This is a genomic window from Hyphomonas sp. (assembly GCF_965284475.1).
Classification (GTDB): domain Bacteria; phylum Pseudomonadota; class Alphaproteobacteria; order Caulobacterales; family Hyphomonadaceae; genus Hyphomonas.
Genome location: NZ_OZ260087.1, coordinates 1,794,545 through 1,818,539, shown reverse-complemented (window position 1 = coordinate 1,818,539; position 23,995 = coordinate 1,794,545). Strand labels below are relative to the sequence as shown.

At 63.8% G+C, this 23,995-nt stretch carries 18 protein-coding genes; 3 read left to right on the top strand and 15 right to left on the bottom strand.

Features of this window, described 5'->3' with window-relative positions:
- Window positions 1–516 (top strand): peptide-methionine (R)-S-oxide reductase MsrB, encoded by a 516-nt coding sequence (msrB, locus tag ACQ66M_RS08800; protein WP_350173725.1) that lies wholly within the window; start codon window positions 1–3, stop codon window positions 514–516.
- Between the two features lie 2 nt (window positions 517–518).
- On the opposite strand, the gene ACQ66M_RS08795 is transcribed toward msrB, so the two are convergent.
- Genes ACQ66M_RS08795 through ACQ66M_RS08780 form a run of 4 tightly spaced genes read right to left on the bottom strand, consistent with a single transcriptional unit; the run spans window position 519 to window position 5,315 of the window.
- Window positions 519–1,730, bottom strand: a complete 1,212-nt coding sequence (locus tag ACQ66M_RS08795; RefSeq protein ID WP_430403262.1) for a M23 family metallopeptidase — start codon at window positions 1,728–1,730, stop codon at window positions 519–521.
- Window positions 1,730–2,371 (bottom strand): hypothetical protein, encoded by a 642-nt coding sequence (locus ACQ66M_RS08790; RefSeq protein ID WP_350173721.1) that lies wholly within the window; start codon window positions 2,369–2,371, stop codon window positions 1,730–1,732. Before ACQ66M_RS08790 ends, ACQ66M_RS08795 begins: the two co-directional genes overlap by 1 nt.
- A 2-nt stretch (window positions 2,372–2,373) precedes the next feature.
- Window positions 2,374–3,003 (bottom strand): hypothetical protein, encoded by a 630-nt coding sequence (locus ACQ66M_RS08785; RefSeq protein WP_430403260.1) that lies wholly within the window; start codon window positions 3,001–3,003, stop codon window positions 2,374–2,376.
- Between the two features lie 2 nt (window positions 3,004–3,005).
- Window positions 3,006–5,315, bottom strand: coding sequence for a S8 family serine peptidase (locus tag ACQ66M_RS08780; protein WP_430403258.1), 2,310 nt, complete (start codon window positions 5,313–5,315; stop codon window positions 3,006–3,008).
- Window positions 5,316–5,398: 83 nt separating this feature from the next.
- On the opposite strand from ACQ66M_RS08780, the gene cobB reads away from it, so the two are divergent.
- Window positions 5,399–6,124 (top strand): Sir2 family NAD+-dependent deacetylase, encoded by a 726-nt coding sequence (cobB, locus tag ACQ66M_RS08775; protein WP_350173715.1) that lies wholly within the window; start codon window positions 5,399–5,401, stop codon window positions 6,122–6,124.
- Here the strand turns inward: cobB and ACQ66M_RS08770 are convergent.
- The 10 genes from ACQ66M_RS08770 to ACQ66M_RS08725 form a co-directional block, all read right to left on the bottom strand.
- Entirely contained in the window at window positions 6,121–7,551 is a 1,431-nt protein-coding gene (locus ACQ66M_RS08770) for a PAS domain-containing protein (protein ID WP_430403256.1), read from the bottom strand. The genes cobB and ACQ66M_RS08770 overlap by 4 nt on opposite strands.
- Complete coding sequence (locus tag ACQ66M_RS08765; protein ID WP_430403254.1) at window positions 7,548–10,097, bottom strand: cellulose synthase subunit BcsC-related outer membrane protein; 2,550 nt, start codon at window positions 10,095–10,097, stop codon at window positions 7,548–7,550. Before ACQ66M_RS08765 ends, ACQ66M_RS08770 begins: the two co-directional genes overlap by 4 nt.
- Complete coding sequence (locus ACQ66M_RS08760; protein WP_430403252.1) at window positions 10,094–12,289, bottom strand: cellulose biosynthesis cyclic di-GMP-binding regulatory protein BcsB; 2,196 nt, start codon at window positions 12,287–12,289, stop codon at window positions 10,094–10,096. Before ACQ66M_RS08760 ends, ACQ66M_RS08765 begins: the two co-directional genes overlap by 4 nt.
- Window positions 12,286–14,484, bottom strand: a complete 2,199-nt coding sequence (bcsA, locus tag ACQ66M_RS08755; protein ID WP_430403250.1) for a UDP-forming cellulose synthase catalytic subunit — start codon at window positions 14,482–14,484, stop codon at window positions 12,286–12,288. Before bcsA ends, ACQ66M_RS08760 begins: the two co-directional genes overlap by 4 nt.
- A 220-nt stretch (window positions 14,485–14,704) precedes the next feature.
- Window positions 14,705–16,066, bottom strand: coding sequence for an alpha/beta fold hydrolase (locus ACQ66M_RS08750; RefSeq protein WP_430403247.1), 1,362 nt, complete (start codon window positions 16,064–16,066; stop codon window positions 14,705–14,707).
- Between the two features lie 10 nt (window positions 16,067–16,076).
- Window positions 16,077–17,357, bottom strand: a complete 1,281-nt coding sequence (locus ACQ66M_RS08745; RefSeq protein WP_430403245.1) for a TRAP transporter large permease — start codon at window positions 17,355–17,357, stop codon at window positions 16,077–16,079.
- On the bottom strand, window positions 17,348–17,857 hold the full coding sequence (locus ACQ66M_RS08740) for a TRAP transporter small permease (RefSeq protein ID WP_430403243.1): 510 nt from the start codon (window positions 17,855–17,857) through the stop codon (window positions 17,348–17,350). Before ACQ66M_RS08740 ends, ACQ66M_RS08745 begins: the two co-directional genes overlap by 10 nt.
- A complete protein-coding gene (locus tag ACQ66M_RS08735) occupies window positions 17,854–18,780 on the bottom strand; it encodes a TRAP transporter substrate-binding protein (RefSeq protein ID WP_430405142.1) in 927 nt (308 codons plus the stop codon). The genes ACQ66M_RS08740 and ACQ66M_RS08735 overlap by 4 nt, the downstream gene beginning before the upstream one ends.
- Before the next feature lie 92 nt (window positions 18,781–18,872).
- Window positions 18,873–20,315 (bottom strand): mannitol dehydrogenase family protein, encoded by a 1,443-nt coding sequence (locus ACQ66M_RS08730; RefSeq protein WP_430403241.1) that lies wholly within the window; start codon window positions 20,313–20,315, stop codon window positions 18,873–18,875.
- Window positions 20,316–20,332: 17 nt separating this feature from the next.
- Window positions 20,333–21,832 (bottom strand): UxaA family hydrolase, encoded by a 1,500-nt coding sequence (locus ACQ66M_RS08725; protein WP_430403239.1) that lies wholly within the window; start codon window positions 21,830–21,832, stop codon window positions 20,333–20,335.
- A 156-nt stretch (window positions 21,833–21,988) separates the two neighbouring features.
- On the opposite strand from ACQ66M_RS08725, the gene uxaC reads away from it, so the two are divergent.
- Entirely contained in the window at window positions 21,989–23,401 is a 1,413-nt protein-coding gene (gene uxaC, locus ACQ66M_RS08720; RefSeq protein ID WP_430403237.1) for a glucuronate isomerase, read from the top strand.
- Window positions 23,402–23,410: 9 nt separating this feature from the next.
- Here uxaC and ACQ66M_RS08715 read toward each other — a convergent pair whose 3' ends face one another.
- A complete protein-coding gene (locus ACQ66M_RS08715; protein WP_430403235.1) occupies window positions 23,411–23,986 on the bottom strand; it encodes a hypothetical protein in 576 nt (191 codons plus the stop codon).
- Window positions 23,987–23,995 lie beyond the last annotated feature (9 nt).

Genomic DNA, 23,995 nt, shown 5'->3' with positions numbered 1-23,995 from the left:
ATGACCCAGAGATTATCCCGTCGCACACTGCTCCTGTCCGGCTCTGCTGCGCTGGCCATGGCAGCCTGTTCGTCTGCCGGGGCCGACAAGGCCAGACCGGACGACGCGGCTGATGCCTATGCCGGGAATGAATGGCGGGCCCTGACCGAAGACCAGTGGCGTGAGCGCCTCGAACCGGCGGCTTTCAATGTGTTGCGCAAGGCCGATACAGAGCGCGCCTTTACGTCGCCCCTCAACGCGGAAAAGCGCGACGGCACCTATCATTGCGCCGGATGCGACCTGCCTCTGTTTTCGTCCGAGACAAAGTTCGACAGCGGCACCGGCTGGCCGAGTTTCTACGATGTGCTGCCGGGCGTCATCGCGACCAGCCTGGACCGCAAGCTGATCTACACCCGTACCGAATACCATTGTGCGCGCTGCCTGGGCCACCAGGGACATGTGTTCGAGGACGGCCCCGCGCCGACAGGACAGCGCTGGTGCAATAATGGCGTCGCGCTGACCTTCAAGCCAGCCTGAGCCTATTCGACGATTTCCATGCCTTCAGGGATGACGAAGGGCACAGAGGCCACAGACAGGTTCTGTTCAACCTCTTCCCCCGGACCGTTCTCGCGCCGCTCATAGGCTTCCACCAGTGACAGATAGGGCGGGACATGGATCCAGCCCTGATCGCCCGTGTTCTGCACGATTTCAAAATGCAGATGGAACGTGGTGGCCGAGCCGCCGAAATCATTCGAGATAAAACCGAGCGACTGGCCCGCCGTGACGGTATCGCCGGTCTTCACCTTGAGCCTGGCCATGTTGAGGTGGAGGTATTTATAGATACGGCCGCCGGCGCGAAGACTCACCGAATAGGAGCCGACATTCGAGATCACGCCGTCTTCGACCGCGACGGCTTCGTGCAGCGTACGGTCAGCCGGGGACGCCCGGCGCAGCGTGTTGCACTGGGCAGGCGTGCCGACGCGGATATCCTGTCCCTGATGGATCTTCTGGGCCGGACACAGCGGAGAGCCGCGATTGGCACTGCGCGTTTCGCAGAAATTGTCACGCCAGGGATAGGCATAGTTGCGCGCATCGCACTGGTCGCCGCCACCGACGCCGCCGCCGAATGTGAAGACCTGTGACTGCAGGTAGGCCGGGGTTCCGGCGATGGGAAAGACGATATCGGGCGCATGGACGATCTGGTCAATCGACCCCTGTCCCGTGCCGGGCAGCAGTGCGCCGGGCGCGTGGTAGCTGAAGACCGGTTCCGGTGCTGGCTCTGGCTCGGTGGGGGTTACGGGGTCAACAGGGGTGTCAGGCGCATCCGCTGTGTCGGTTGGATCGGCTGGGGGTGTGACGGGATCATCTGCCGGGTCGGTGGCGCCCGGTACCGTGTCGCCCGAATCCGGCGTATCGGCCGGGTCAGTCGCAGGTGGAACATCGGTGGGCGTGTCATCGGGCACGTCCACATCCGTGTCTGGCGGCTTGACCGGATCATCGTCCGAAACCGGGTCGCTATCGGGTGTTTCCGTCTCTTCAGGCGTATCCGGCGCGGATGTGTCGGTGTCGCCATAGGGATTGTCGACCGGGGCGCCGGGCGGAGGCGGGCCGGGCGCGCCGGGCGGGGTGGCAGGGGCAGGTTCAGGCGTATTGGGGGGCGGGCCGCCATCACCCGGAAAACGGATGAAATCACATGCCGCCAGACCCGTCAGGGCAAAGGCTGCCAGGACGAATGAAGCCTTCTTCAGCATTAACGTGTCCCCGCGATAACCAGTTTGCGCGCGATCTCCAGCGCTTCATCTTCACTGATGCATGTCGGCGACGCGCCCGTCGCATTCTTGCATTCAAACTCGATCAGATAGTCGGCGCCATAGCGCGAGAACACGACCTGGGCTCCGGACGCCGTCGATTCGAAGGCCGGCTCGGTATCGGCGGCTGTGCCGCCTGCATCGCGCGCCCCGATGATTTCGTTCGTGCCGTTGACGACGATGTCATAGTCAACGCCGGGATAGGTCGCGAAATAGCCGTCGCTCATGGGCTTGAACCTGACGCCGCCTTCAGCCGACTGGGGCACGACAATGCCGGTGGGCAGGAGGACAGGGACCGGCGCGGCTGCAGATCCGGACTCAACCTGGAAACTGCCCTGCTCGCGCTCACTGCTGGGCACCGAGGCCATGTCGCGACGGGCCGCTTCCCAGTCGATACCTGCGGTGCTCTCGACCGCCTGCGGACGGACCACGAGGTCTGGCTCTTCAGCCGGTGTCATTTCGGCTGTTTCAGTGGCAGGCGCAGCGGGGGCTTGCGAAGGCGAGTCCGGCGCCGTCAACCGGTCACACCCTGTCAGGGCGAGTGCGAGGACCGCCGCAAGGGCGATCGTGCTGGGCGTGTTCATTATCAGTTTTCCTTCCCGGGATGGGCCACATAGTCAGGATCGGCATAGGCCACCCCTTCCACAGCCATGATCTTTTCCTGCACCAAACGGATTTCCGAACGGGTTGGTTCCACGCCCATGGGCATCTGGTAGGCCAGCTTGACCTCTCCGGAATAGCTGGCGCCGACAAGGGAGAAATCCCTGAGCTCGGGGGTGCGCCGGACATAATCGGCGAAGGCCTGCTGCGCCGCTGCGGGGTCTTTCTTGTAGAGGCGTGCCACGGAATCAATTTCGGGCGCGCCCTTGATGCGCACGATGAATGTGACTTCTGCGCCCTTTGCCTGGGCCGTGATCACGTTCGGGCCGGCCTGTTCAGGCCGGAGGACGGGATCATCTGACGGCGTTTCAGCCGAATCGCGCGGGGCCGGAATGTCGGGCAATGTGCCGATCAGCGGATCAGACCCCCTATCCACACGGGAATCAGGCTGCGGGTCAGTCTGCACCTCCACCATGCCGGAGAGCGGCACAGCCGGCTGGTCACCCTCATCCGGCGTCCCTGCAAGCACGAAGAGGCCGGTCGCCCCCGCAAGCATTGTGAGGCCCGCAAGACCGAGCGGGCCGCCAAAATGAAAGGAAGACCGGATCCCCGCCATGCCTATTGGGCGCCTCCGCCGGTATTGAGCGGTGGCACATTGGCAAGGTTCAGCAATCCGCCGCATGGCCGGGCACACATGTCAGGGCTGCCGGGAATGGGCGTCGTGCCGGGATAGAGCGCGCAGGATCCCGAACACTGAAGCGGTTCCCGCGTATCGAGGGCCGCAATCAATGTGGCCTTCAGCTCTGCTGGCGTTGCCTCAGGCGCGCGGGCCTTGAGCAAAGCGAGCGCAGCGGAAACGTGCGGCGCAGCCATGCTGGTGCCCTGCTCATAGGCGTAGAAACAGGTGTCGACGCCTTCACCGGTGACCGGATCGTAGCAATTGCTGGCTGCCTTGGTCGACAGGATACCGTCCGGACGCCCGTCACCATTATCGTCGCGGGTCAGGTCTCCGCCCGGTGCTATAACGGTGACATTCGGCCCGAAATTCGAATAGGGCGCGATCTGGCCGCGCGCATCGCCTGCCGCCACCGAGATGACATTCTGGCAGCCGCCCGGCGCGTAATACTGTGTCGAGACGCGTGCATTGCCCGCTGCGGAGACGACGATCACGCCGCGCTCCGTGACGGAATCGATCGCATCCTGCAGCGAGGCCGGGCAGAATTCGAACAGGCCGATCGACAGGTTGATGATATCGGCCGGATTGTCATTCCAGACTTCGTTGCCTTCCGAATCCTCTCCGGGGATCAGGCCGCCAGCCCAGCGGATGGAATCATTGATGTCCGACAGGCGGCCACCGCATTTACCGAGCGCGCGCACCGGAACGATCTTCACGTTCCAGGCCCCGCCGACCACGCCGGTGGCATTATCGGCAGCGGCCGCACCAATCGTGCCGGCCACGTGCGTGCCGTGAAACGTATCCGCCGCGAAGGGCTGTGAGGGATCGCACATGTCGCCCGGGTCATTGGGATCGGAATCGCGGCCATCACCATCATTGCCCATGCGCGGATCAGAGACCATGTCCCAGCCGGGCGCCACATTTGGCGAATCCTTGATGTCGGGATGCTGCATCTGAAGTCCGGTATCCACGACAGCGACAATGACATCCTCGGAGCCCTTGTTGGCCTGCTTTGTCCAGAAATCCTGGAAGCCCGCGCCGCCGGCTGACTTGCCTTCGCCCGTGCCATTGTTCTGGAAATTCCATTGCAGGCTCCAGAGCGGGTCATTGGGTGTGATGTCGGTCAGCGTGACGGGCGTTTCAGGCGTCTCGCCGGGAATGGTGTCCCCTGGCGGGGTCGGGTCGGTACCGGTGCCCGGATCGGTCTGGCGGGGACGCCGGACGAACTGGTTCTGGAAGATATAGTCCTTTTCGACATATTCGAACTGTCCCGATGCGCGCAGGTCTCTCACGATACATTCGGTTGCAAGGGCCGCATTGGACTGCACCGTCACAAGGTCTGCCGAGTCCGGGCATCCAGCGCCGGTGTCGACCGCCATGAAGCTGGCACGCGCGGCCTCGACTTTTTCAGGCGTGAACTGGGTTGGATCGGCGCCATCTGCGCCAATCTGGATGACCATCTGGCCTTCGCGGGACAAGGCAACCTGCCCGTCCATGCCGTATTTGGACAGCGTATCGAGCATGACGGAATTGGCGTCCTGCTGTTTGCGGATCGCATCACCGGTGATCACCGAACGGCGCGCCAACTTCTTGGCTGCGAGGCGACGGGGCGCCGGGACAGGCTCCATCGACCGGGGCGCGAGGCTGCGCGTGCGGGGGACGGGCACAGGCTCTGCGGCGGCGGTCTGTTCCAGCTCACGCGTCGCTTTCGCGATATCCTCTCGGGTTGCCTCAGGCGCATTCGGATCGAGCTTTACGGTCGGCATGAGCCGCGCCGGGCGGATATCCTCCATGGCGGCTGGTGGGGCTGGCGGGGGGGCGGCCATGACAGGCGCGTCAGCCGCGCCGGGAGCCATTTCCATCATTGCCGCGTCCGGTTCGACCTCCTCGAAGAACTCTTCGTCCATGAGCAGGGCGTCTTCCTCGTCGACGGCGACGGATTCAATATCCCTGGGTTTCGCAATGATCGAGCCGATGGCGAACATGGCCCTTTCGCTTTCAGCCTGGAACGCGATCTCGTTGACCACGGTGCCGGCAATGGCGCGGTCCATGACGGAGGCGGCAAGCAGGGTCTGTTCGGCGCCCGGTTCGACAACCGCGCGGCCGCTGATCTGGTCGAGCGTGGCGTCGGCGAGTTCGCGGGCCCGGTCGAGCCTTGTATTCTGCTGATCGCAGGCGGCGAGCACCAGCAGGCTGGTAACAACAGCACCGATTGCATATCTGGTGGTTTTTCCGGTCAGGTTCGGCAGCATGTCAGAATGTCCCCTACAATTGCCAACTTAGCCCCCGGTCCCCTACATTAACCGTGTGTTTAGATTATGACGAGGTCTCCCATATGTCCAATGCTTACGCACAGCGCGGTGTCGTTGTGCTCACCGGTGCCGGTATTTCCGCAGAAAGCGGGCTTGGCACATTCCGTGACGTGGATGGCATCTGGACCAAATACCCGCTCGAAGACCTGGCCACGCCGGAGGGGTTTGCGCGCAATCCGGAATTCGTTCAGGGATTCTACAATGCGCGCCGGGCGCAGCTGAAGACATCCGTGCCGAATGCCGCCCATCTGGCTCTGTCAGAACTGGAAGCCGCCTTGCAGGCCGCCGGGCGCCGGTTCACGCTGGTGACGCAGAATGTCGACCATCTGCACGAGCAGGCGGGAAGCCAGAACGTGCTGCACATGCATGGCGAATTGCTGAAAGTGCGGTGCGAGGCGTGTAGCGGTGTGGTGCGCTGGCCTGATGATATCAGCGTCAGGACGCCGTGCCCGACCTGCGAGGCGACCGGCCTGATGCGCCCGCATGTCGTCTGGTTCGGCGAGATGCCGCTCTATATGGACGAAATCGAAACCGAGCTTGCCCGGGCCGATCTGTTCGTGTCGATCGGGACGAGCGGGAATGTCTATCCGGCGGCCGGCTTCGTGCAGATGGCACGCAGGGCGGGAGCGCGGACACTGGAGCTGAACCTCGAACCCTCGGACGGTGCGAGCTTTTTCGATGAAGCCCGCTATGGCAAGGCGAGCGAACTGGTACCGGACTGGGCGAGCGAGATCATGCGGCGGCTCTAGACGGCGCGGGCGTCCGCCTGGATCAGGCCGCCAAAGGCATTGCGCAGCGCGCTGCCATCGACCGGCTCGGTTGTCTGGACCAGCACGATCCGCTTGACGCGGCCATCAGTACCCGCAATGGCGCGGCCGCGTTCAACGACCTGCACCCAGAGGCCGGATGACATGCGGATGCGCATGCGGTGGACGAGTTCCGACTGCGTACCTTCGAGCATGGCCTGGTAAGCCTGACGCGCCGCCACCCGGTCATCCGGGTGGATGCGGGCGATCCAGTCGAAGATTTCCTCGGATGCCGGCTCGTCGCCCTGCGAGAACATGTCGGCCCAGCCTTCGGAATAGTCGACGACGCCGTCTGCCACTGACCAGTCGATCACCCCGGCGGCGAGGAGGTCGCAGGTAATGTCGGCACGGGCGGCAATCAGGTCTGCGTCGCGCACATGGCGGTCATGGCGTTGCCATTCGTTCTGGACGACCGAGATGGCAAGCAGGACGGCCAGAATGGAGGCACCAAACAGGGCGAGGAACTGGTAGCGGCGCGCGGCGAGGACCGACAGGACCGAGGGCGCTTCGCCGACATAGGCGATCTGAAGCATGCCGCCTGCGACAGACCGGGTTTCCAGGAAGGTTCCGCTTTGCTGTCCGCTGACGCGGCCGGCGGATGAGGATTCATCGGCGTGGAGCGGACGCCAGCCAAGGGCGGAGGTGACAAGGCCCGCATCAACCTGATCAAAGACCTGCTGCTGTCCCGCCGCCGTCAGGACGGTTTGGCCGTCCCGGTTGAGCAAGGCGGCGCGCCAGCCATTTCCGGCCGCCGCACCGATCTGCAGCGCGGACTGGAAGGCATCCTTGCGGAGCACGAGAACGGCCTGAACAGGCTGTCCCTCCGGCATTGGAAGGGCGCGATAATAGGCGGCCCGGTCTTTCGACACAGGGACGAGTTCAAGACCGAGGCGTTCGTTGCCTGCCCGGCGGCTGGACGGCCGGGGGCCAATGGCGCCCGCCACATCCGCAGGCAATTGCCCGAAGACCGAAACCGCTTCGCCGCGCGGGCCGAAAACAATGATCGCCGTGGCAGGCGTGCGGGCAAGAATACTGCTCACCTCCGCCTTGCGTTGGCGCTGCGCGGCGGGCAAGGCCCCTTCGGCCAGCGCAGCCGCGACGAGCGGTGCCGCTTCAAGCGCCGCAGCATCGAGGCGGGCAAGATCGGCCTCCGCCGCGACCTGGCCAATGGCAGCCGCCTCTGTCAGCGCATTCCGGCTGGCCTGCGTATCCTCGCGGACAACCTGCAGCGAGTAAATCAGCATGCCGAGTATGCAGCCGATCAGCGCGGCGGCCTGAACGGCGCGCATGAGGAAGGGATCGCTGCGCTCCAGCCGGCGGGCGAGCTGCACGCCGCGATTCGGGCGGTCGGAGGAAGCGTCTGTAGTCATGGCTGTATCCAGGAAGCGGAATTGAACGGGTCATTCGGCAGGTCTGTCCGCACAAGGCCCGCGCGGCCGCCAGGCACCCAGGTCAGCGCGACGCCGATACGGACGTCTTCATAGGCCTCTGACGCAATGGCCGAGAGATTCGCCGAGATGATGACATCGGTATTTATGCGCCGGGCGATGGCGAGATCGAGGGCGCCTGCAATGCCGGTCGTCTCGCTGCCGCCGATGAGCGGCTGAAGGCCCGGCAGGAGCGGGTTGGTGCGGGCAGGATCTTCTTCAACCGTCTCATGGGCAAGAGCAATATCCGCCTTGGCGATCCAGGGGCTGAGCGGATCGGTCTGGGCATTGGCCGACCAGCCGGCACGATGGAAGGCCTGCGGGCTGAAATAGCCGCCATGGCCCGGCGTGAAGAAATTGGTGTTCCTGTCATAGGACTGGAACTGGTAGAACGGTCCGGTGACGATATAGGCAAAGCCATCGCGCCGGATCGAGCGGGACGCGGAAATGCCTGCCGAGACGACCGTGTTGGAGGCGACATTCTCCCCCTCCAGCTGACCGGCAGACAGGTCTGCCTGAACGGCATGCACCTTGCCAACCGGCAGGCGCGCACGCACTGATGCGCCTGCTTCGGTGACGCGTCCGAACGTATTGCCGCGCGTGTCCTCCTGGCCGGCGAGGGCAAGTACGCTGTCGGTTTTCGGGCGGACATAGGCGCGCGCCTCAACGGCGCGGCCAGCGGCTTCGCGGGCAATCGCGATCTCTCCGGTGAGGACCGGATCCGCATCGGCGCCGAGCGGCATGATGCCAATGCGCGCGGCGAGGCTGGTGTCGCCCTCCCGGCTCCAGGCGAGGTAGGGCGCAGCGAGGGTTTCGCGGGAAGGCGCAAGCGCAGGCGATGAACTGGTGCCGGGATCAAGCGTGTAGACCGCAATACCGGCCTCGACACGGTGGGCGCCGCGCGAGGTGCCGAGTGATGTCGTGGAGACAAAGCCGCGCAGTCGGTTTTCGCCGCTGGTTCCGCCCTGGCTGCGGGCCGTTACCGCCTGACGATACCAGGTGCGGTCCAGACCTTCGAGCGCCTCATAGGCATCGGGTGCGTGGGCACGGGCGGTGAGGTAGTCGCCCTGATTGAATGCGGCCGCCGCGTAGCGCGCTGTGACCCTGGCGCCAAGCGGACCGCCCAGTTTGCGCGCGAGGGCCGCTGCGGTGTCCAGATCGCCTGACTGCTCTGCGGCCAGCGCGTAGCCTTCGGCAGCTTCCGCGTCGGGGCGCTCAAGATAGAGGCGGCTGAAGGCAGCGGCCGCTGCACTGGCATGCCCGAGCTGAAGATCAGACCATGCAACGCGCATGGACCCGGCGCGCTGTGTGGGCGCCCGGCTGGCTGCCTGCTGCGCGAGGCTGCGCGCCAGATCGTAGTCGCCCGCGTCATAGGCCGCGCCCGCGCCATCCAGCAGCGCGCCGCCGGAAACGGATTGCGCAGCTCCTGCGAGTTCAGGGTTTCGCGCGGCGGCACGTTCGGCAAGCATCATGGCCGATTGCCAGTCGCCTGATGCGCGGCGCCCCGCAGCGTCGGCGAGATCGGTTCGCGCTGCGAGTGTGGCCAGGCTCGCGGGATCATCGGCCTGTGCGATGGCCTGGCGGGCGGCGGGGATGTTGCCTGAAGCGAGCACCGCCATGACAAGGCCGCGACGGGCATCTTCGTCGGCGCCACTGCCAAGCGCCCGTTCGAAATAGCCGGCTGCCTGGACCGCATCGGACTCAAGGAATGTCCAGCCGGCCTGCGTGAGGAGGCGCGGATCATCGGATGTGCTCACAACGCGTCCCACGGCGGCAAGGTCTTCTGCCGCGACGGCGGCTTCGAACCGGACCCATGTTGCGGTGCGCAGGATGCGCTGATGCGCGAGGATGATTGCGGAATCCCGGCTCGTCCTGAGCGAGTCGATTTCGCTCAGCGCCACAAGGCCGTCCGTATCCAGAACGGAAAGGCTGCGTGCCGCCAGATCGGTGACGAGCTGCGGGTCATCGCAATATGTCAGGGAGCGAATGTAGAAGGCAGCAAGCGCATCCTGATTGCCCATGCCCTCGAGGGCTTCGGCGCGGGACCAGATATGGGAAGGTGCGTCACAGCTGCGCTCACTCGCGGGCGGAAGCAGCGCCAGTGCGGCCGCCCAGTCACGCGTCTCCAGGGCCGCGCGGATGCGCTGGTCGCGGTGACCGGTGGCGAGATAGGATCTGAGTTTGGCGGGCGCCTTCCAGCCGGTATTGGCGTCTTCAAGTGCTCTCAGGAGGCTTTGGGCTGAGTCCCACTGGCCTGCGGCGCCGAGATCCCAGACCGCCTGGACCTGCACTGGCGCCGGTGCGCGTGATTCCGTGCGATCGGGGGCCTCTGCCGGTTGCTGATCACCTGAGGGGATGCCAATGGTGAAAACACCTTCGGAATGCTTCGCCATCGCGACCTGCGCATGCGCCGCAGTCAGGCCGCCGCCGGTGAGGGCGACCAGAGCAATGACCGCAGCCGTGCACAGGAGGCGGCGGCCCTGCCTCACTTTTCATTCATCCGGTCACGCATGTAGCGGGCAATCAGGGCAAGCACGGACGCGAGGGCGAACAGGATTGCACCGATGGTGAGAATCCAGCGCGATGAGGCCTGGCCGGTTTTCATGCGTGCCATCTCGGCAGGCTTCATGTTGCCGATTTCGAATGTCGCGACAGGCGCCTGTGTCACGATCGTCGCGGCATTGCTGCGCCAGACAGCGGCGCCGCCAGTCAACTGGGTCCAGTGGCTGGGCTGCACGAGCGACCGCGCGGAGGCGACAAGCTGCGGGCCTGACTCTGCCGTGACGAGCGTGACGAGGCGGCCCGGATGCTGCGGCGACTGGCCCGCGATGATGAGACCATTATCGCCAAGATCCACCGAGGTGAAGTCGCGCGTGAAACCGTCTCCGGCACCGCCAGGCAGCTGGGTCGACATGCTGAGCTCGGCGGGCAGGAAGCCGCCAAGCCCGGGGCGGGCACCGACGACCAGCGTGTGGGCATCCGGCAGGTCCAGCCCGAAACCGAAATCGGTGTCGGTGAAGACGGTTGCGTGAATCTGGCCAAGCTTTGCGCCCAGCGTCCAGACGGCGGCCGCCGTGTCGCTGCCTGTGTCGGCCGCGCGGATCGCGAATTTTTCGGGCTGCAGGCCGGTATAGGGAAAGCCCGCTTCGCCAAGCAGGGCGAGGTTCGGCAACGCGACGAAACGGTCGGCCGGCGGCAACGTCATGGTGGACGTGTCCTTCAGGATGAAGGCGAGATGGCGCATGCTGCGCGAGCTGCATTCGCCTTCCGTTCTGGTCGACAGTTCGACCTGGAAGCTCACATGGTTGCGGCCCGGGCGCAGGGCCGCTGTCGAAAGCGGAATCTCGTAGCCGGGCGTGACTTCGCCATCGGGATTGGTGAGCCGGACCGCGCGCTGGAACTGGTCATTGACGACGATGTTGACGACGGAGGTTTCATCGAGACCGGCGCCATAGGCGAAATCCAGCGAGAACAGGACTTCGCTCTTGCCCGGAAAACGCGTGTCGGCAGGCAGTTCGAATTCAAGCGAGACGTCGCCGCGCGGCTGGCCAAGGAGCGAGGTATTGCCCAGTCCGAGATCGCCGAACGTGTATTTCGCGTCAGTCTGCAAGGGCTGCGTGCCTGGCAGGATGGCTCCGGTTGGCACTTCGGCGGGCGTCAGGATGATGGCGTTCGTATCCGATAGCGGGAAGTCGCCTGTCGCAAGGGCTCGGACGGCCCCTTCAATGGCGGCTGGCGTGCGCCCGGAGGCAATGATGAGGAAGCGCGACGGATCGGCAGGCGACGGGCTGACCGACAGCCAGGACGCCTCGCCCTTCAGGTCTGCCAGTCCGGCAGGGGCAATGGCAGACAATTGTTCCGGCGTACCGATGGCGACAAGGTCGGCGCCCTGTGCAGTCTCGCCAAGTGTTGCCGGATCAAAGCGCGAGATCGCGGGCAGCCGGTAGGCGAGGCGGTTGGCGACGGCCTGCGAGGCGATTGTGCCCCAGCGCAGCGTTTCAGCATTCATCTCGCCGTCGCCGACGAGAATGCCGAGTGTTTCCACACCGCCGACGCCTGCGGTGACGAGTGCGTTCAGGTCAGCCAGCGAGCCTGCGAAATTGTGGCGCGCATAGACGATTTCGACATAGGAGCGGGAGGTGTCCACATCGGTCCAGAGTTCAGCCGCTTCGGGATCCTGGCAGCCATAGGTATAGCGCTGGACCGCATCAATGCGCAGCGTGTTGAAGCCGGACTGGACGAGCGCGGGATCAAGCACGATCTCGTTGACCGCAGCGGCGCGCTCCGTGACGCCGTCGACCTGGGCGATGAAGCGGCCATTCAGGTCAAGGCGCAGTTGCGGCTTGCCGCCTTCCTGCGCGCGGCCGCTGGCATGGCGCAGGATAAGACGGGCCGACTGAATGTCCGCCTGCGGCGCAACGGCGAAGGAGATGGTCTCGGTCGCCTTTGCGCCGTTGAGACGGATGGCGCCCTGCTGGGGCCGGAGCGCGGCGAGTGGCAGGCGCGCGCGCCACAGCCCGTTCTCGAGACGCTCGGTCGTGACCTGCGGATTGTCGCGGAAGCGGGCATAGACATCATAAACGGCATCGGCAGATGGCGCCTGCCGGGCATGCGCGGGCAAGGCAAGCGGGGCGGCGGCCAGGACGAGCGCGAGCGCGGTTGAGCGGAGTGTGGAGATCATGAGCGTACTTCCCGTGAAACGGCCTGGATATGGTTCATGGCATGGGACAGACTGGAGCGGACGAGGCCCGCAATCTTGGTGCCCATATGGTCTGACTGGGCCCGGCGATCGCGGAACGTCTTCCAGTTCTCGCTGCGCGAATACATCAGTGCGACAACGGCGGACCATTGCTCGGGCGTCTGGATGACGAAGGACAGGCCCAGCTTCTGGCCGTTCGGGCGGTCAACGGCGGAAAGCACCCTGAGATCGAGCATGGAGGGTGAGGTCGCGCCGAGTTCGCGGGCGTCGGCCTGGAACATGTCCCCGACTTCGAACCGCTTGCCTTCACCGAAGGGGACGAGCGCGCCGAGACCGGTGATCGAGATATCGGTCATCTTGCCGGGGACGGTGACGCCCAGATAGGTCAGATCAACATCGCGGTCGGTCTCGAAGCGCGGGAAGACCCTCTGCTGCGACCGTTCATAGAGAACGCCGAGCGCCGAGACGAGCAGGAGGAGGTGGAACGTATTCCAGAACAGGAGCACGGATATGACGCCCGCGCCGACCGGATCGACGAACCAGCGAATGATGCCCGCAACCTGTCCGAGGCAGACAATGGCGATGAGAAGGTAGAAGGGCCGGGCCAGCGGCGAGACGAAGCTCTCGTCGAGGCTTTCGCCTTTTGGCGTCACCGCAAAGCTGGGTGCGCGCGGATTGCGCAGCACTTCCAGAATGGCGCCTGAACAGTGAATGGACTGGATGACTTCATAGAGCTCGGATGCAAAGGCCCAGCGCGTGTGCCCGTACAGGATGGATGAGAGCATCAGGGCGCCGACAATGTGCGGCAGGCCGTACATCAGGAAGTCAGACAGGTCGCCGACATAGACCTGGATCCCGAACAGGAGGTAAAGCAGCGGGCCGAGGATGAAGGCCATGCGGGCCAGCGGGAAGAACCAGTAGAAACAGGAATTGAAGTAGCCGACGCGCTGAGCGAATGTCAGGCCCTTCTTGAGGAGCGGATTCTTCAACAGGAATATCTGAACCATGCCCTGGGTCCAGCGCATTCTCTGAATGATGAAGCCCGAGAAGGTCTCGGGCGACAGGCCGGCGACCATCGGGCGGTCAACATAGGCACTTCGGTAACCCCTCGAATGGAGTTCGAGGGCCGTCTCGGCATCTTCGGTGATCGTGTCACCCTGGATGCCGCCGATCTCCATGATGTATTTCCGCCTGAGCAGCGCGGCTGAACCACAGAAGAAGGAGGCGTTGAGGCCGTCGAGCCCGCGCTGGATGACCGAATAGAACATCTCGTTCTCGCTCGGCATGTTCTTGAATGTACCAAGGTTACGCTCGAGCGGGTCCGGATTGAGGAAAAAGTGCGGCGTCTGAACAAGGAAGAGTTTCGGATCCTCGACGAAGTAGCCCGCCGTCCGCGAGAGAATGTCGGTCGATGGGACGTGATCCGCGTCAAGGATGAGGATGAGGTCGCCATCCGTTTGCTTGAGGGCCGCGTTGATATTGCCGGCCTTGGCGTGTTCATTCCTTTCGCGGGTGAGGTAGTGAGCACCCAGACGTTCGCAGACTTCCTGCAAATGCTCGAATCGGGCCTGCGCTTCGGCGGCTTTTACAGGGTCCGCCTGGTTGCGCTTGGCGAGCGTGCCGCCATCATCGAGCAGGTACACTTTTACCCGGCCTTCCGGATAGTTGACGTTGAGCGCGGCAGTCAGCGTGACTTCAAGCAGGTCGTCCGGTTCATTATAGCTCGGTATCAGGATGTCGACGGTTGGGCAGGCTTCCGGCGCGAGCGGCGCGGGGCGCGGGGCGCGCTTGTACACATCGACTGACAGGAAGGTGGAGAGGAGGAGAAGGATGTAGCCGTAGGTTTCGGCGCCGAGCAAAAAAATCCCGCCCATGATCGAGAGCGCGGAATCTGTCGGCATTGTCTCCGTCACACGCCAGATCATGTAGCGCGTACTGGTGAATACGATCAGCAGCGAGATGAAACTGCGGAACGGCCCACCTGCGGGGCGTAGCCAGCCCATGAGAAAAAGCGTTGCAATCGTTGCGACACAGAGCTGGATCTGCACCGGGTCAGGGGTCGGGATGGCAGCGAGCAGCGCGACGCTGCCGAGCATGAAAACAGCGCTGAATGTCCGCATCGGCGCAAAGCGGGATGCGGGCACGAACGCTGTGGATTTCCTGGTTGAAGTCGCCATCGGGTGTTTTCTATTTTGGATCAGTCCGAAAATAGAATTACCCGGGCAACGTGAAGTCATTCCTAAGAGGCAACGCCTCATCAACCATGATCGGTTAACCTGAACCGTCTTTCTGTAAACGGAGTGAATAAAAGCGGTCCAGCCATTAAGGATCGCCACGCCCATCTGTCAGGCAGGGGAGGGAACAGGGCCGAGGTAGCGAAACCAGTGCCACTGGAGATCAGTCGGAGAAGATGCCTTCGGAGACGCCCCAGTCGCGAACGAGTTCCGGCCACACCCTGAGCGGATCCGTATCGATGCCCCGCAGGCCGAAGCCATGTCCGCCCTGTTCGAAGATGTGGAGTGAGGTTTTTGCGCCTGCCTTCCGGAAGGCGTCATAGGCCATCAGCGCGTTCTCCACGGGAACCGCGTCGTCATCACCGGCATGCAGGATGAAGACAGGCGGCGCGTCGGCAGGCACTGATGTTTCGACGGAATATTTTTTGAGCGTGTCTGCGTCCGGTGTCGCGCCAATCATGTTCTGGCTGGTTGAGCCATGTGTATGGGGCTGCGACAGCGTGATCACCGGGTAGACGAGTACGCTGGCATCCGGCCGCGCCGAGTACATATCGGCTGCATCGACGGGCGCGTAGACATCAGCCGCGAAACGCGTGGTGAGGGAGCCGGCAAGATGGCCGCCGGCAGAGAAGCCCATGGCCATGACGCGGTCGGGATCAATGCCCGACTCCCCTGCCCGCGCACGAATGACCCGCATGGCACGCTGGGCATCCTGGAGCGGCGTATCCGGCCCGGCCGTCCAGCCCTGGTGCGGCAGACGGTAGGAGAGAACATAGACGGTGGTGCCGCGCCGCGAGAACCACCGCGCACCTTCATAGCCTTCCTTCTCGACAACAACCCATTTGTAGCCGCCGCCGGGGATGAGCAGCAGGGCTGACCCATCCGGATGGTCGGGCCTGAACACGGCAAGGGCCGGATCCGTCACGTCATTGAGGGCACGATCAGCAAGGCCATACGGATTATCCCGGCTGACATAGTATTGGGACAGGCCATCGGGCACGCCACCTGGCGGACCATCGGGCCAGAGACGGATCGTCTCGTCAGGCTGTCGATCAAGATCCACCAGAAGCGCATCATCTTCAGCCACCGATTTCGGGTAGGAGATGATCAGCGACAGGGGGGCATCGCCGATCTGCCGGATTCCGACATTGGCGCCGGTAAAAAGGTAAGCCGCCATGCCCGCGGTGAGATGTGCCGTGGTTCCGTCCGAGAAGACTTCGCCTTGCCCGGAGAGGACATAATAGACCTCATCATGCGCAATGACATGCTCGCCAATCGCCGAGCCCGGATGAAGGTCGCGCCGGCGGAATTCCATCGTGCGCCCGGGGGCGATATCAGAGATGCGGTAGGCAGTGCTCATGCCGAGTGCGCCATGGGGCGGGGCCTCGTCGCTGATGACGTCGGCTTCGTGCACAACCACCATGGCCCGGGCCGCGTTCGCAACCGGAGGCACGCCCGGTTCTGCCTGGAGCGGCAGAGGCGTCGCGCACGCGGCGAGGAAGAACAGACAGATGATCAGGCGCATCAGAAATGCCTCACTTGAACATGTTCGGAAGGGCGAGCGACAGCTGCGGCACGAATGTGATGATCATCAGGGCGAGCAGGAGCGCGCTGTAGAACGGCCAGATCGTCTTCACCGCCTGCTCGACGGGAACCTTGCCAACAGCCGCGCCGACGAACAGGACCGACCCGACCGGCGGCGTGACCAGGCCGATGCCGAGGTTCAGCATCATCACGATGCCAAAATGGACGGGATCGACACCAACCTGCATCACCACGGGCAACAGGATCGGCGTGGTGATGACGATGAGCGGCGACATGTCCATGAAAGTGCCGAGAACGAGCAGGATGACATTCACGATGAGCAATACGAGGATCGGATTGTCTGTTGTTGACGTGATCAGGCTGGCGAGCTGGGCAGGGGCCTCAAGGATTGCGAGCGCATAGCCGAAAGCGGTCGCTGACCCGATGATGAGAAGCACCATGGCCGTGATCTTCACAGACTGCATGGCGGCCTCTGCAAAACGCGACCAGCCGAGCGTGCGATAGACGAACGCCCCGATGATGATCGTGTAGATGACAGCGATGGCCGAGGATTCCGTCGCCGTAAAAATGCCCGACAGGATGCCGCCCATGATGATGATCGCGGCCATCAGGCCCGGTATGGCGAGGAAAAGCGCCCGCAGGAAGATGCGCCAGCCGGGGAACGTCCCCCTGGCATATCCGCGCATCACGGCAACACGCCAGGCGACGACCATGAGCAGAATTGCCGTCAGCACGCCCGGCACGATGCCGGCGAGGAAGAGGTCTCCAATCGACACGCCGATACCACTGGCGGCGGAATAGATGATCATGTTGTGCGAGGGCGGGATCAGCAGGCCGACAATGGCCGCTGTCACGGTGACGTTGACGGCATAATCGCCATCATAGCCCTTTTCCTTCATCAGTGGCATCAGCGTTGAGCCCATGGCCGATGCGCTGGCAATGGCGGAACCGGACACAGCGCCAAACAGGGTGGATGCGCCGACATTGACGAGGCCAAGCCCGCCACGCGTCCGGCCAAAGGCGCCTTCAGCAACCTGCACAAGGCGCTGGGCGATCCCTGATCGGTACATCAGGTCGCCAGCGAAAATGAAGAAGGGAATAGCCATCAGCGTAAACACGCTGACGCCAGCTGCCATGCGCTGAAAGACGACAACGAGCGGAATATCGAGGGCCACGAAAGTCGCAATCGCGGCACCGAGAAGCGAATAGGCGACGGGTACGCCGAGGGCCAGCAGCACCAGCAGCGTGATAACGAGTATGGCTAGCTCCACCTCGGATCCTCCTCATCTTCAGGGGGGTTGCCAACAAGTTCCTCAAGTACGCGCTCCAGCGCGAACAGGGCCATGAGGGCACCGGAAATCGGCAGGCCGAGATAGGCAAGGCCGCGCGGCAGGCCCAGCGACGGAATGACATGGCCCCAGGTCTTCACAACGAGCTCGCCGCCCCAGACCAGCATGGCGACACCGCACAGGCCGACAATCGTGTTGGATGCAACGCGCATCGCACTCTGGATCCTTGGCGGCATCGCTGCCTCCAGCGCGACAATCCGGATATGGAATCCTTCGCGCACACCGGCGGCCGCCGCGAGCGACACATACCAGATCATCAATGTGAGTGAGGCCTGTTCCGACCAGGACGGACTGGAATTCAGGACATATCGCCCGAACACCTGCCAGCCGACGATGGCGGTCATCGCGACCAGTCCGGCCGCGGCAATCCGCACCAGCCAGTCTGCCGCAAAATGCGTGGCTTTCGCCAATGCGCCAATCATGCCTCTCCCCCCATGGCTTCAATCTCCGCCACCAGACGCTTCTGGTCCTGCGTGACGACGAACCTGTCCCAGACCGGTCGCATCAGGTCGATGAACTGGTTCTTGTCATCCACCTCGTTGGCCTCGACACCGGCAGCGAGCAGACGGGTACGGGATCCGTCGACCCGCCTGTCCCAAAGCTCGCGCATGAACGGGACAGAATCGCGGGCCGCCTGCCTCACGGTGTGCTGGTCTTCTTCTGAAAGCCTGTTCCAGCGGCTGAGCGACATGACGAGGATTTCCGGCGCCATCACGTGCCCGGTCAGGCTGTAATAGGGCGCCGCTTCGAAGTGCCGACCGCTCTCATAAGAGGGCCAGTTGTTCTCTGCGCCGTCGATGACGCCCTGAACCAGCGACTGGTAGACTTCGCCGAGGGACATCGGCGTCGCATCCGCGCCGAGCGCCTTGATCATGGCGACGTAGAGATCGGAGTTCTGGACACGGATCTTCATCCCGGTCATGTCGGCAGGCGTGCGGATCGGACGTTTGGTGTTATAGAAGCAGCGTTCGCCGGAATCGTAGAAGCAAAGCCCGACCAGCCCGTGCCGGTTGAGCGATGCGAGGAGTTCGTTACCCGGCGCGCCGTCCAGCGCTGCCCGCATGTGCGCCGTCGAGCGGAACAGGAAAGGCAGAGACGGAATGACCGTCATCGGCTCGATGGCGTTGAGCGGGGCGAGGTTCACCCGGTTCATGTCGAGGCCGCCAAATGCCGTGATCTCGAGCGTGTCGCGCTCGGACCCGAGTTGCCCGCCCGCATAGATCTTGATGCCCAGGCGGCCACCCGTGCGCTCGTCCAGCAGGCGACCCATTTCCTTCACCGCCTGGACGGTCGGATATTCTTCAGGGTGCGCGTCAGCGCAGAGAAACGCCCTGCCCTTTTGCATTCCGCATGCACTGAGAAGCCCGGCAGCGGCACCGGCCGCGAGAACGGTTCGGCGATCTGGCCGCCCCCCGTCAAAAAGCGACGATTGTTTCGTCAAAGCTGTTCCTCCCCCGATTCCAGCGCGATTATGCGGGCATAGGCCCATTCCGTCTTTTCCACGAAAACCGGTTGGGAAACCAGCGACTGTGGAAACACCTCGCTCACCTGCATGAAGCGCGCGACATCAGCCCCCGGCACATCAGTGCAGGCCGCGCCGATGCGGATCAACCGGTCCGCCAGCGGGTCCGTGAGCGCATATCCGTTCAGCGCCGACCGGCGCAGGAAGCGCATCCATGCGGCGACCCCCGTTGCGAGGCCATCAATCGGCCGGCCTGCGCCCAGATTTTCGGCTATGGTATCGAGCAGGCGCATGGGCAGTTTTTTCGACCCATCCCATGCGATCTGTGAGAGCCTGTGCGCGATGGCCGGATTACGGAAGCGTTTGAGCAGGGCGTGACGATAGGTGTCGAGGTCAAGGCCTTCCGGGGCGCGAAGACCGGGGGCGATCTCGCCGTGCATCATCGCGTCGATCATGGCGGCGAGGGCAGGGACCTGCATCGCGCCGGACACTGTCTGGTGACCGAGGGCGAGGCCGAGATAGGCGAGCGTTGAGTGCGCGCCATTGAGCAGGCGCAGCTTGGCCTTTTCGTGTGCCTCGACATCATTTGTCATGATGGCGCCGACGCGTGACAGATCAGGGAAACCCGGACCGGTCCTGTCTTCGATCACCCAGGACGTGAAGGCTTCACGCTGGATCGGCCAGTTGTCTTCGAAGCCGGTAGCCGCAGCAATTGCCTGCCTGAGCGCATCATCGGTCGCAGGCGTGATGGAATCCACCATCGAACACGGAAACATGATGACGCTCGAAATCCATCCGAACAGTTCCTGATCGACGGCAGCGCAAAAGGCCAGGACGGCGTCGCGGAGCTTCTGGCCATTTGACGGCAGATTATCGCAAGAGAGCACCGTAAGCGGTGCGAGGCCGGCAGCATGGCGCAGCCGGAGACCTTCCACAAGCAGTCCAATCACGCTGGACGGACATGTGCGATCGGGCAGGTCTGCCGCAATGTCCGGATGGGCGAAATCGAGCGTGTCGTCCGCGCCGAGGCAATAGCCTTTTTCGGTCACGGTCAAAGTCACAAGTTGAAGATCCGGCGACCGGAACGTATCGCGCCATGTATCGTCTTCCACCGTGGAGACCTGTGTCATGGCCCCGATGACACGGTAGCGGACCTGTTCATCAAGAATGGCGAGTGTGTAGAGATCGTCCTGCGGCCGGACCGCATCACGCAGGGCCGCGCTTTTCATCGAGACGCCATGGATGCCCCAGCGCGGATCGCTCGCGAGCAGGCGGTCAAGATAGTCCGCCTGGTGAGCGCGGTGGAATGCGCCCGGGCCGATGTGAAGCACGCCGGTGCGAACGCCAGACCGGTCATAGGCGGGCACGCCAACGTGCTGTGAATTTGCATTCGCGAGCGAGGCGTTGTTCAGTTGCATGGTGGAGAGTGCAAGGGTCAAAGCGTCACCCCACGCTTCCAGATCGCAATGGAGCGTTCGTCATTGTTTTCGTTGCAGGCCGGTGTCCCGCTGGCGATGTCGAGGACGCAGGCGAGGAAAGCCTCGTCGGTCTGCTGCGGACTGCGGCCCTGGACAAGACCGCCCGCATTGAAGTCGATCCAGCCCGGCTTGCGGGCAGCGAGCGCGGAATTCGATGAAATCTTGAGGGTCGGGACAGGAAATCCGAGCGGTGTGCCACGGCCTGTCGTGAACAGGATGAGATTGGCGCCGGCCGCCGCGAGCGCCGTCGATGACACGGCATCATTTCCGGGGGCCTCGAGCAGGGTCAGGCCCTGCATGGTCTGGCGTTCGCCATAGCGGATGACATCGACCAGCGGCGCGCTGCCCCCCTTCTGCACCGCGCCGAGGGACTTTTCTTCCAGCGTCGTGATGCCGCCATCCTTGTTGCCGGGCGACGGGTTTTCGTAAACCGGCTGGTCATGGTCGATGAAGTATTGCTTGAAATCATTGACCACGCTGGCGAGCGCATCGAACACCTGACGCGACGCTGCCCGGGACATGAGAAGCTGTTCGGCGCCGAAGATTTCCGGGATCTCAGTGAGAATGGCCGAGCCTCCGGCGGCGGTGACGCGGTCTGTGAGGCGGCCGAGGAGCGGATTGGCGGTCAGGCCGCTGAACCCGTCAGAGCCGCCGCATTTCAGGCCAATGACCAGACCTGATAGCGGGCAGGCTTCGCGCGCGTCATTTGCAGCAATGGTAACGAGTTCGCCAATCGATTCGAGGCCGGCCTCGATTTCATTTTCGACTGATTGGCCGCGCACGCTTCGGACCCGGGACCGGTCGAGCCAGGGCGCTGAGTCCAGCAGCGCATCCAACTGGTTGGATTCGCAGCCAAGACCGACGAACAGGACGCCGCCCACATTTGGATGGCCGGCCAGTGTTGCGAGGATGCGGCGGGTCGCCGACAGGTCGTCGCCCAGCTGGGAACAGCCGAACGGATGGGTGATTGCGGTAATGCCATCGACCTCTCCGGCAAATTCGGAACGGGCGAGGCGGGCGATTTTCTCGCAGACATTGGCGACACAGCCGACCGTGGCGATGACCCAGATTTCATTGCGCGTACCGACACGCCCGTCCGCGCGGCGATAGCCCATGAACGTGGCACTGGCCGGGGGCGGTGCGGGTGCGGCCGGCGTGGGGCTGTAGGTGTAAGTCGCGAGGCCGGAGAGGGTGGTTTCGAGATTGTGCGAGTGTACCCATTCACCGACGCCGATCGCCCGGGTGGCGCGCCCGATCGGCCAGCCATATTTCAGCACGATGCCGCCCTGCGCGATGGGCGCCAGCGCGAACTTGTGGCCTTTGCCTGTTGCCTCGGCGAGTTCGACTGGCTCACCAGCCACGTCAACGCGCTCACCTGCGGTCAGGTCACGCAAGGCCACGCCGACATGATCGCCGGGCGTGACGCGCATTGCGTCAAGTGTCTTGAGGCCAGTCATGGCGTTCATCCGCGTTCCGTCCCTGCCGGGTTTCGGGCATTCTTTTCGGCCCTGCCCTAGTCTGTGGTTTATCCCTATGGTAACCGGTGTCATAGATTTGGCAAGAGCGGCTCTCCGGGATTCGGAATCTGTCGCCAGCGTGAGACGGACAAGATGATGACAAACGCCCTTGAACTGCACGACGACCGCCTGTTTTCATCTGATCCCACGCAGCGGGCGATTGCCCGTGACATCTATGGCGGCGTGAAGGACCTGCCGATCCTGAGCCCGCACGGGCATACTGATCCGCGCTGGTTTGCCGGGAATGCGCCATTCGGCAATCCGGCCGAACTGATGCTCGCGCCGGACCATTACATCTATCGCATGCTTTACAGTCAGGGCATCCGCCTTGAGGACCTGGGCGTGCCATCGCGCGCGGGCGCCCCGGATGTCGACCCGCGCAAGGCCTGGCGCGTGTTCGCCGCGAATTACCACCTGTTCCGGGGCACGCCATCGCGCCTGTGGCTGGACCATACGTTTGCCACCGTGTTCGGGCTGGATGTGACCCTCAGCGCGGATACGGCAGATCATTATTACGAGACCATTGACGCGGCGCTGAAGACAGACGCTTTCCGCCCGCGCGCCCTGTTCGAGCGGTTCAATATCGAACTGATCGCCACCACCGAAGGCGCGACCGATACACTGGAGCACCACCACGCGATCAGGGCCTCAGGCTGGAAGGGCCGCGTCGTCTCCGCATACCGCCCGGATGCCGTTGTCGATCCTGAACATGAGGCCTTCCAGTCATCGCTGGATCTGTTCGCCGAAATGACCGGCGAGGATACGCGCAGCTGGAACGGCTATCTCGCCGCGCATCGCAAGCGCCGGGCCGAATTCGCAGCGGTGGGCACGACCTCTTCAGACCATGGCCACCCGACCGCGATGACAGCGGACCTGAGCCAGGCGGACATCGACAGGCTGTTCGCTACCGTCATTGCCGGAAAGGCGACGCCGGCCGAGGCCGACATGTTCCGGGGGCAGATGCTGACCGAGATGGCCCGCATGAGCCTTGATGACGGGTTCGTGCTGCAGGTCCATCCGGGCGCATTCCGCAATCACAACACGTCACTGTTCAACAGCCATGGCCGCGACAAGGGCGCCGACCTGCCAGGCGCCACGGAGTATGTCCGCGCGCTGCGGCCCCTGCTGAACAGGTTCGGCAATGATCCGGACCTGTCGATCATCGTCTTCACACTCGATGAAACGACTTATTCGCGGGAACTGGCCCCGATGGCGGGCCATTATCCGGCGCTTAAACTGGGCCCGGCCTGGTGGTTCCATGACAGCCCTGAGGGCATGCGCCGGTTCCGGGAGCAGACGACCGAGACGGCTGGCTTCTACAATACGGTCGGCTTCAATGACGACACGCGCGCCTTCCTGTCCATACCCGCGCGCCACGATGTAGCCCGGCGTGTGGACAGCGCCTTCCTGGCGAGGCTGGTGGCCGAACACCGGCTGGCGCTGGACGAGGCGCATGAGCTTGCCCGCGCCCTGGCTTACGATCTCGCCAAGGCGGCCTACAAACTGTAGAGGCAGCGCTCAGTGCGGCCAGCGTTCGCTGAGGACTTCAGCCACGCCGTCCCTGACGCGTACTTCCATGGCGGGATCGGCTGGCTGGCCGTCGGCGAACAGTTCATAGATGATACTCTCGTCGGTCTGCCGGGACTCGATGACACGCACCGGCGCGACATCTGCGTTCGCGGCGATGGCAGCATCGCGCGCAAGAGCGGGAATGTCGGCCCAATCGATATCACGCTGGACTTCGACGATCTCCGGACCATCCTCAGTGTCGAGAATATCGAGCTCGATCTCGCTGCCATCGGGCAGTTCGCCTTCAACATCGAAGTAGACCCGGCCATCGCGGGCCTTGCGCTGGGCACCGGCGATCGTGATGTCCGGGACGGCTGCCAGGACGATCGCCCGGACGCCATCTGGTATCTCGGAAGCGGAAAGCGCGGTGATCCCGGCAGACGGCGCAGATTCCGTCCGTTCGGACTCTCCGGCCTCCTCGGCGACTTCGGGCACGGGCGCTGGCGCAACTTCGCCCGGCGAACAGGCAACAATGAAGGGGGTGGCGAGGAAGAAGCGGATGGCAAGGGTACGACGGTCTGACACGCTGTGTCT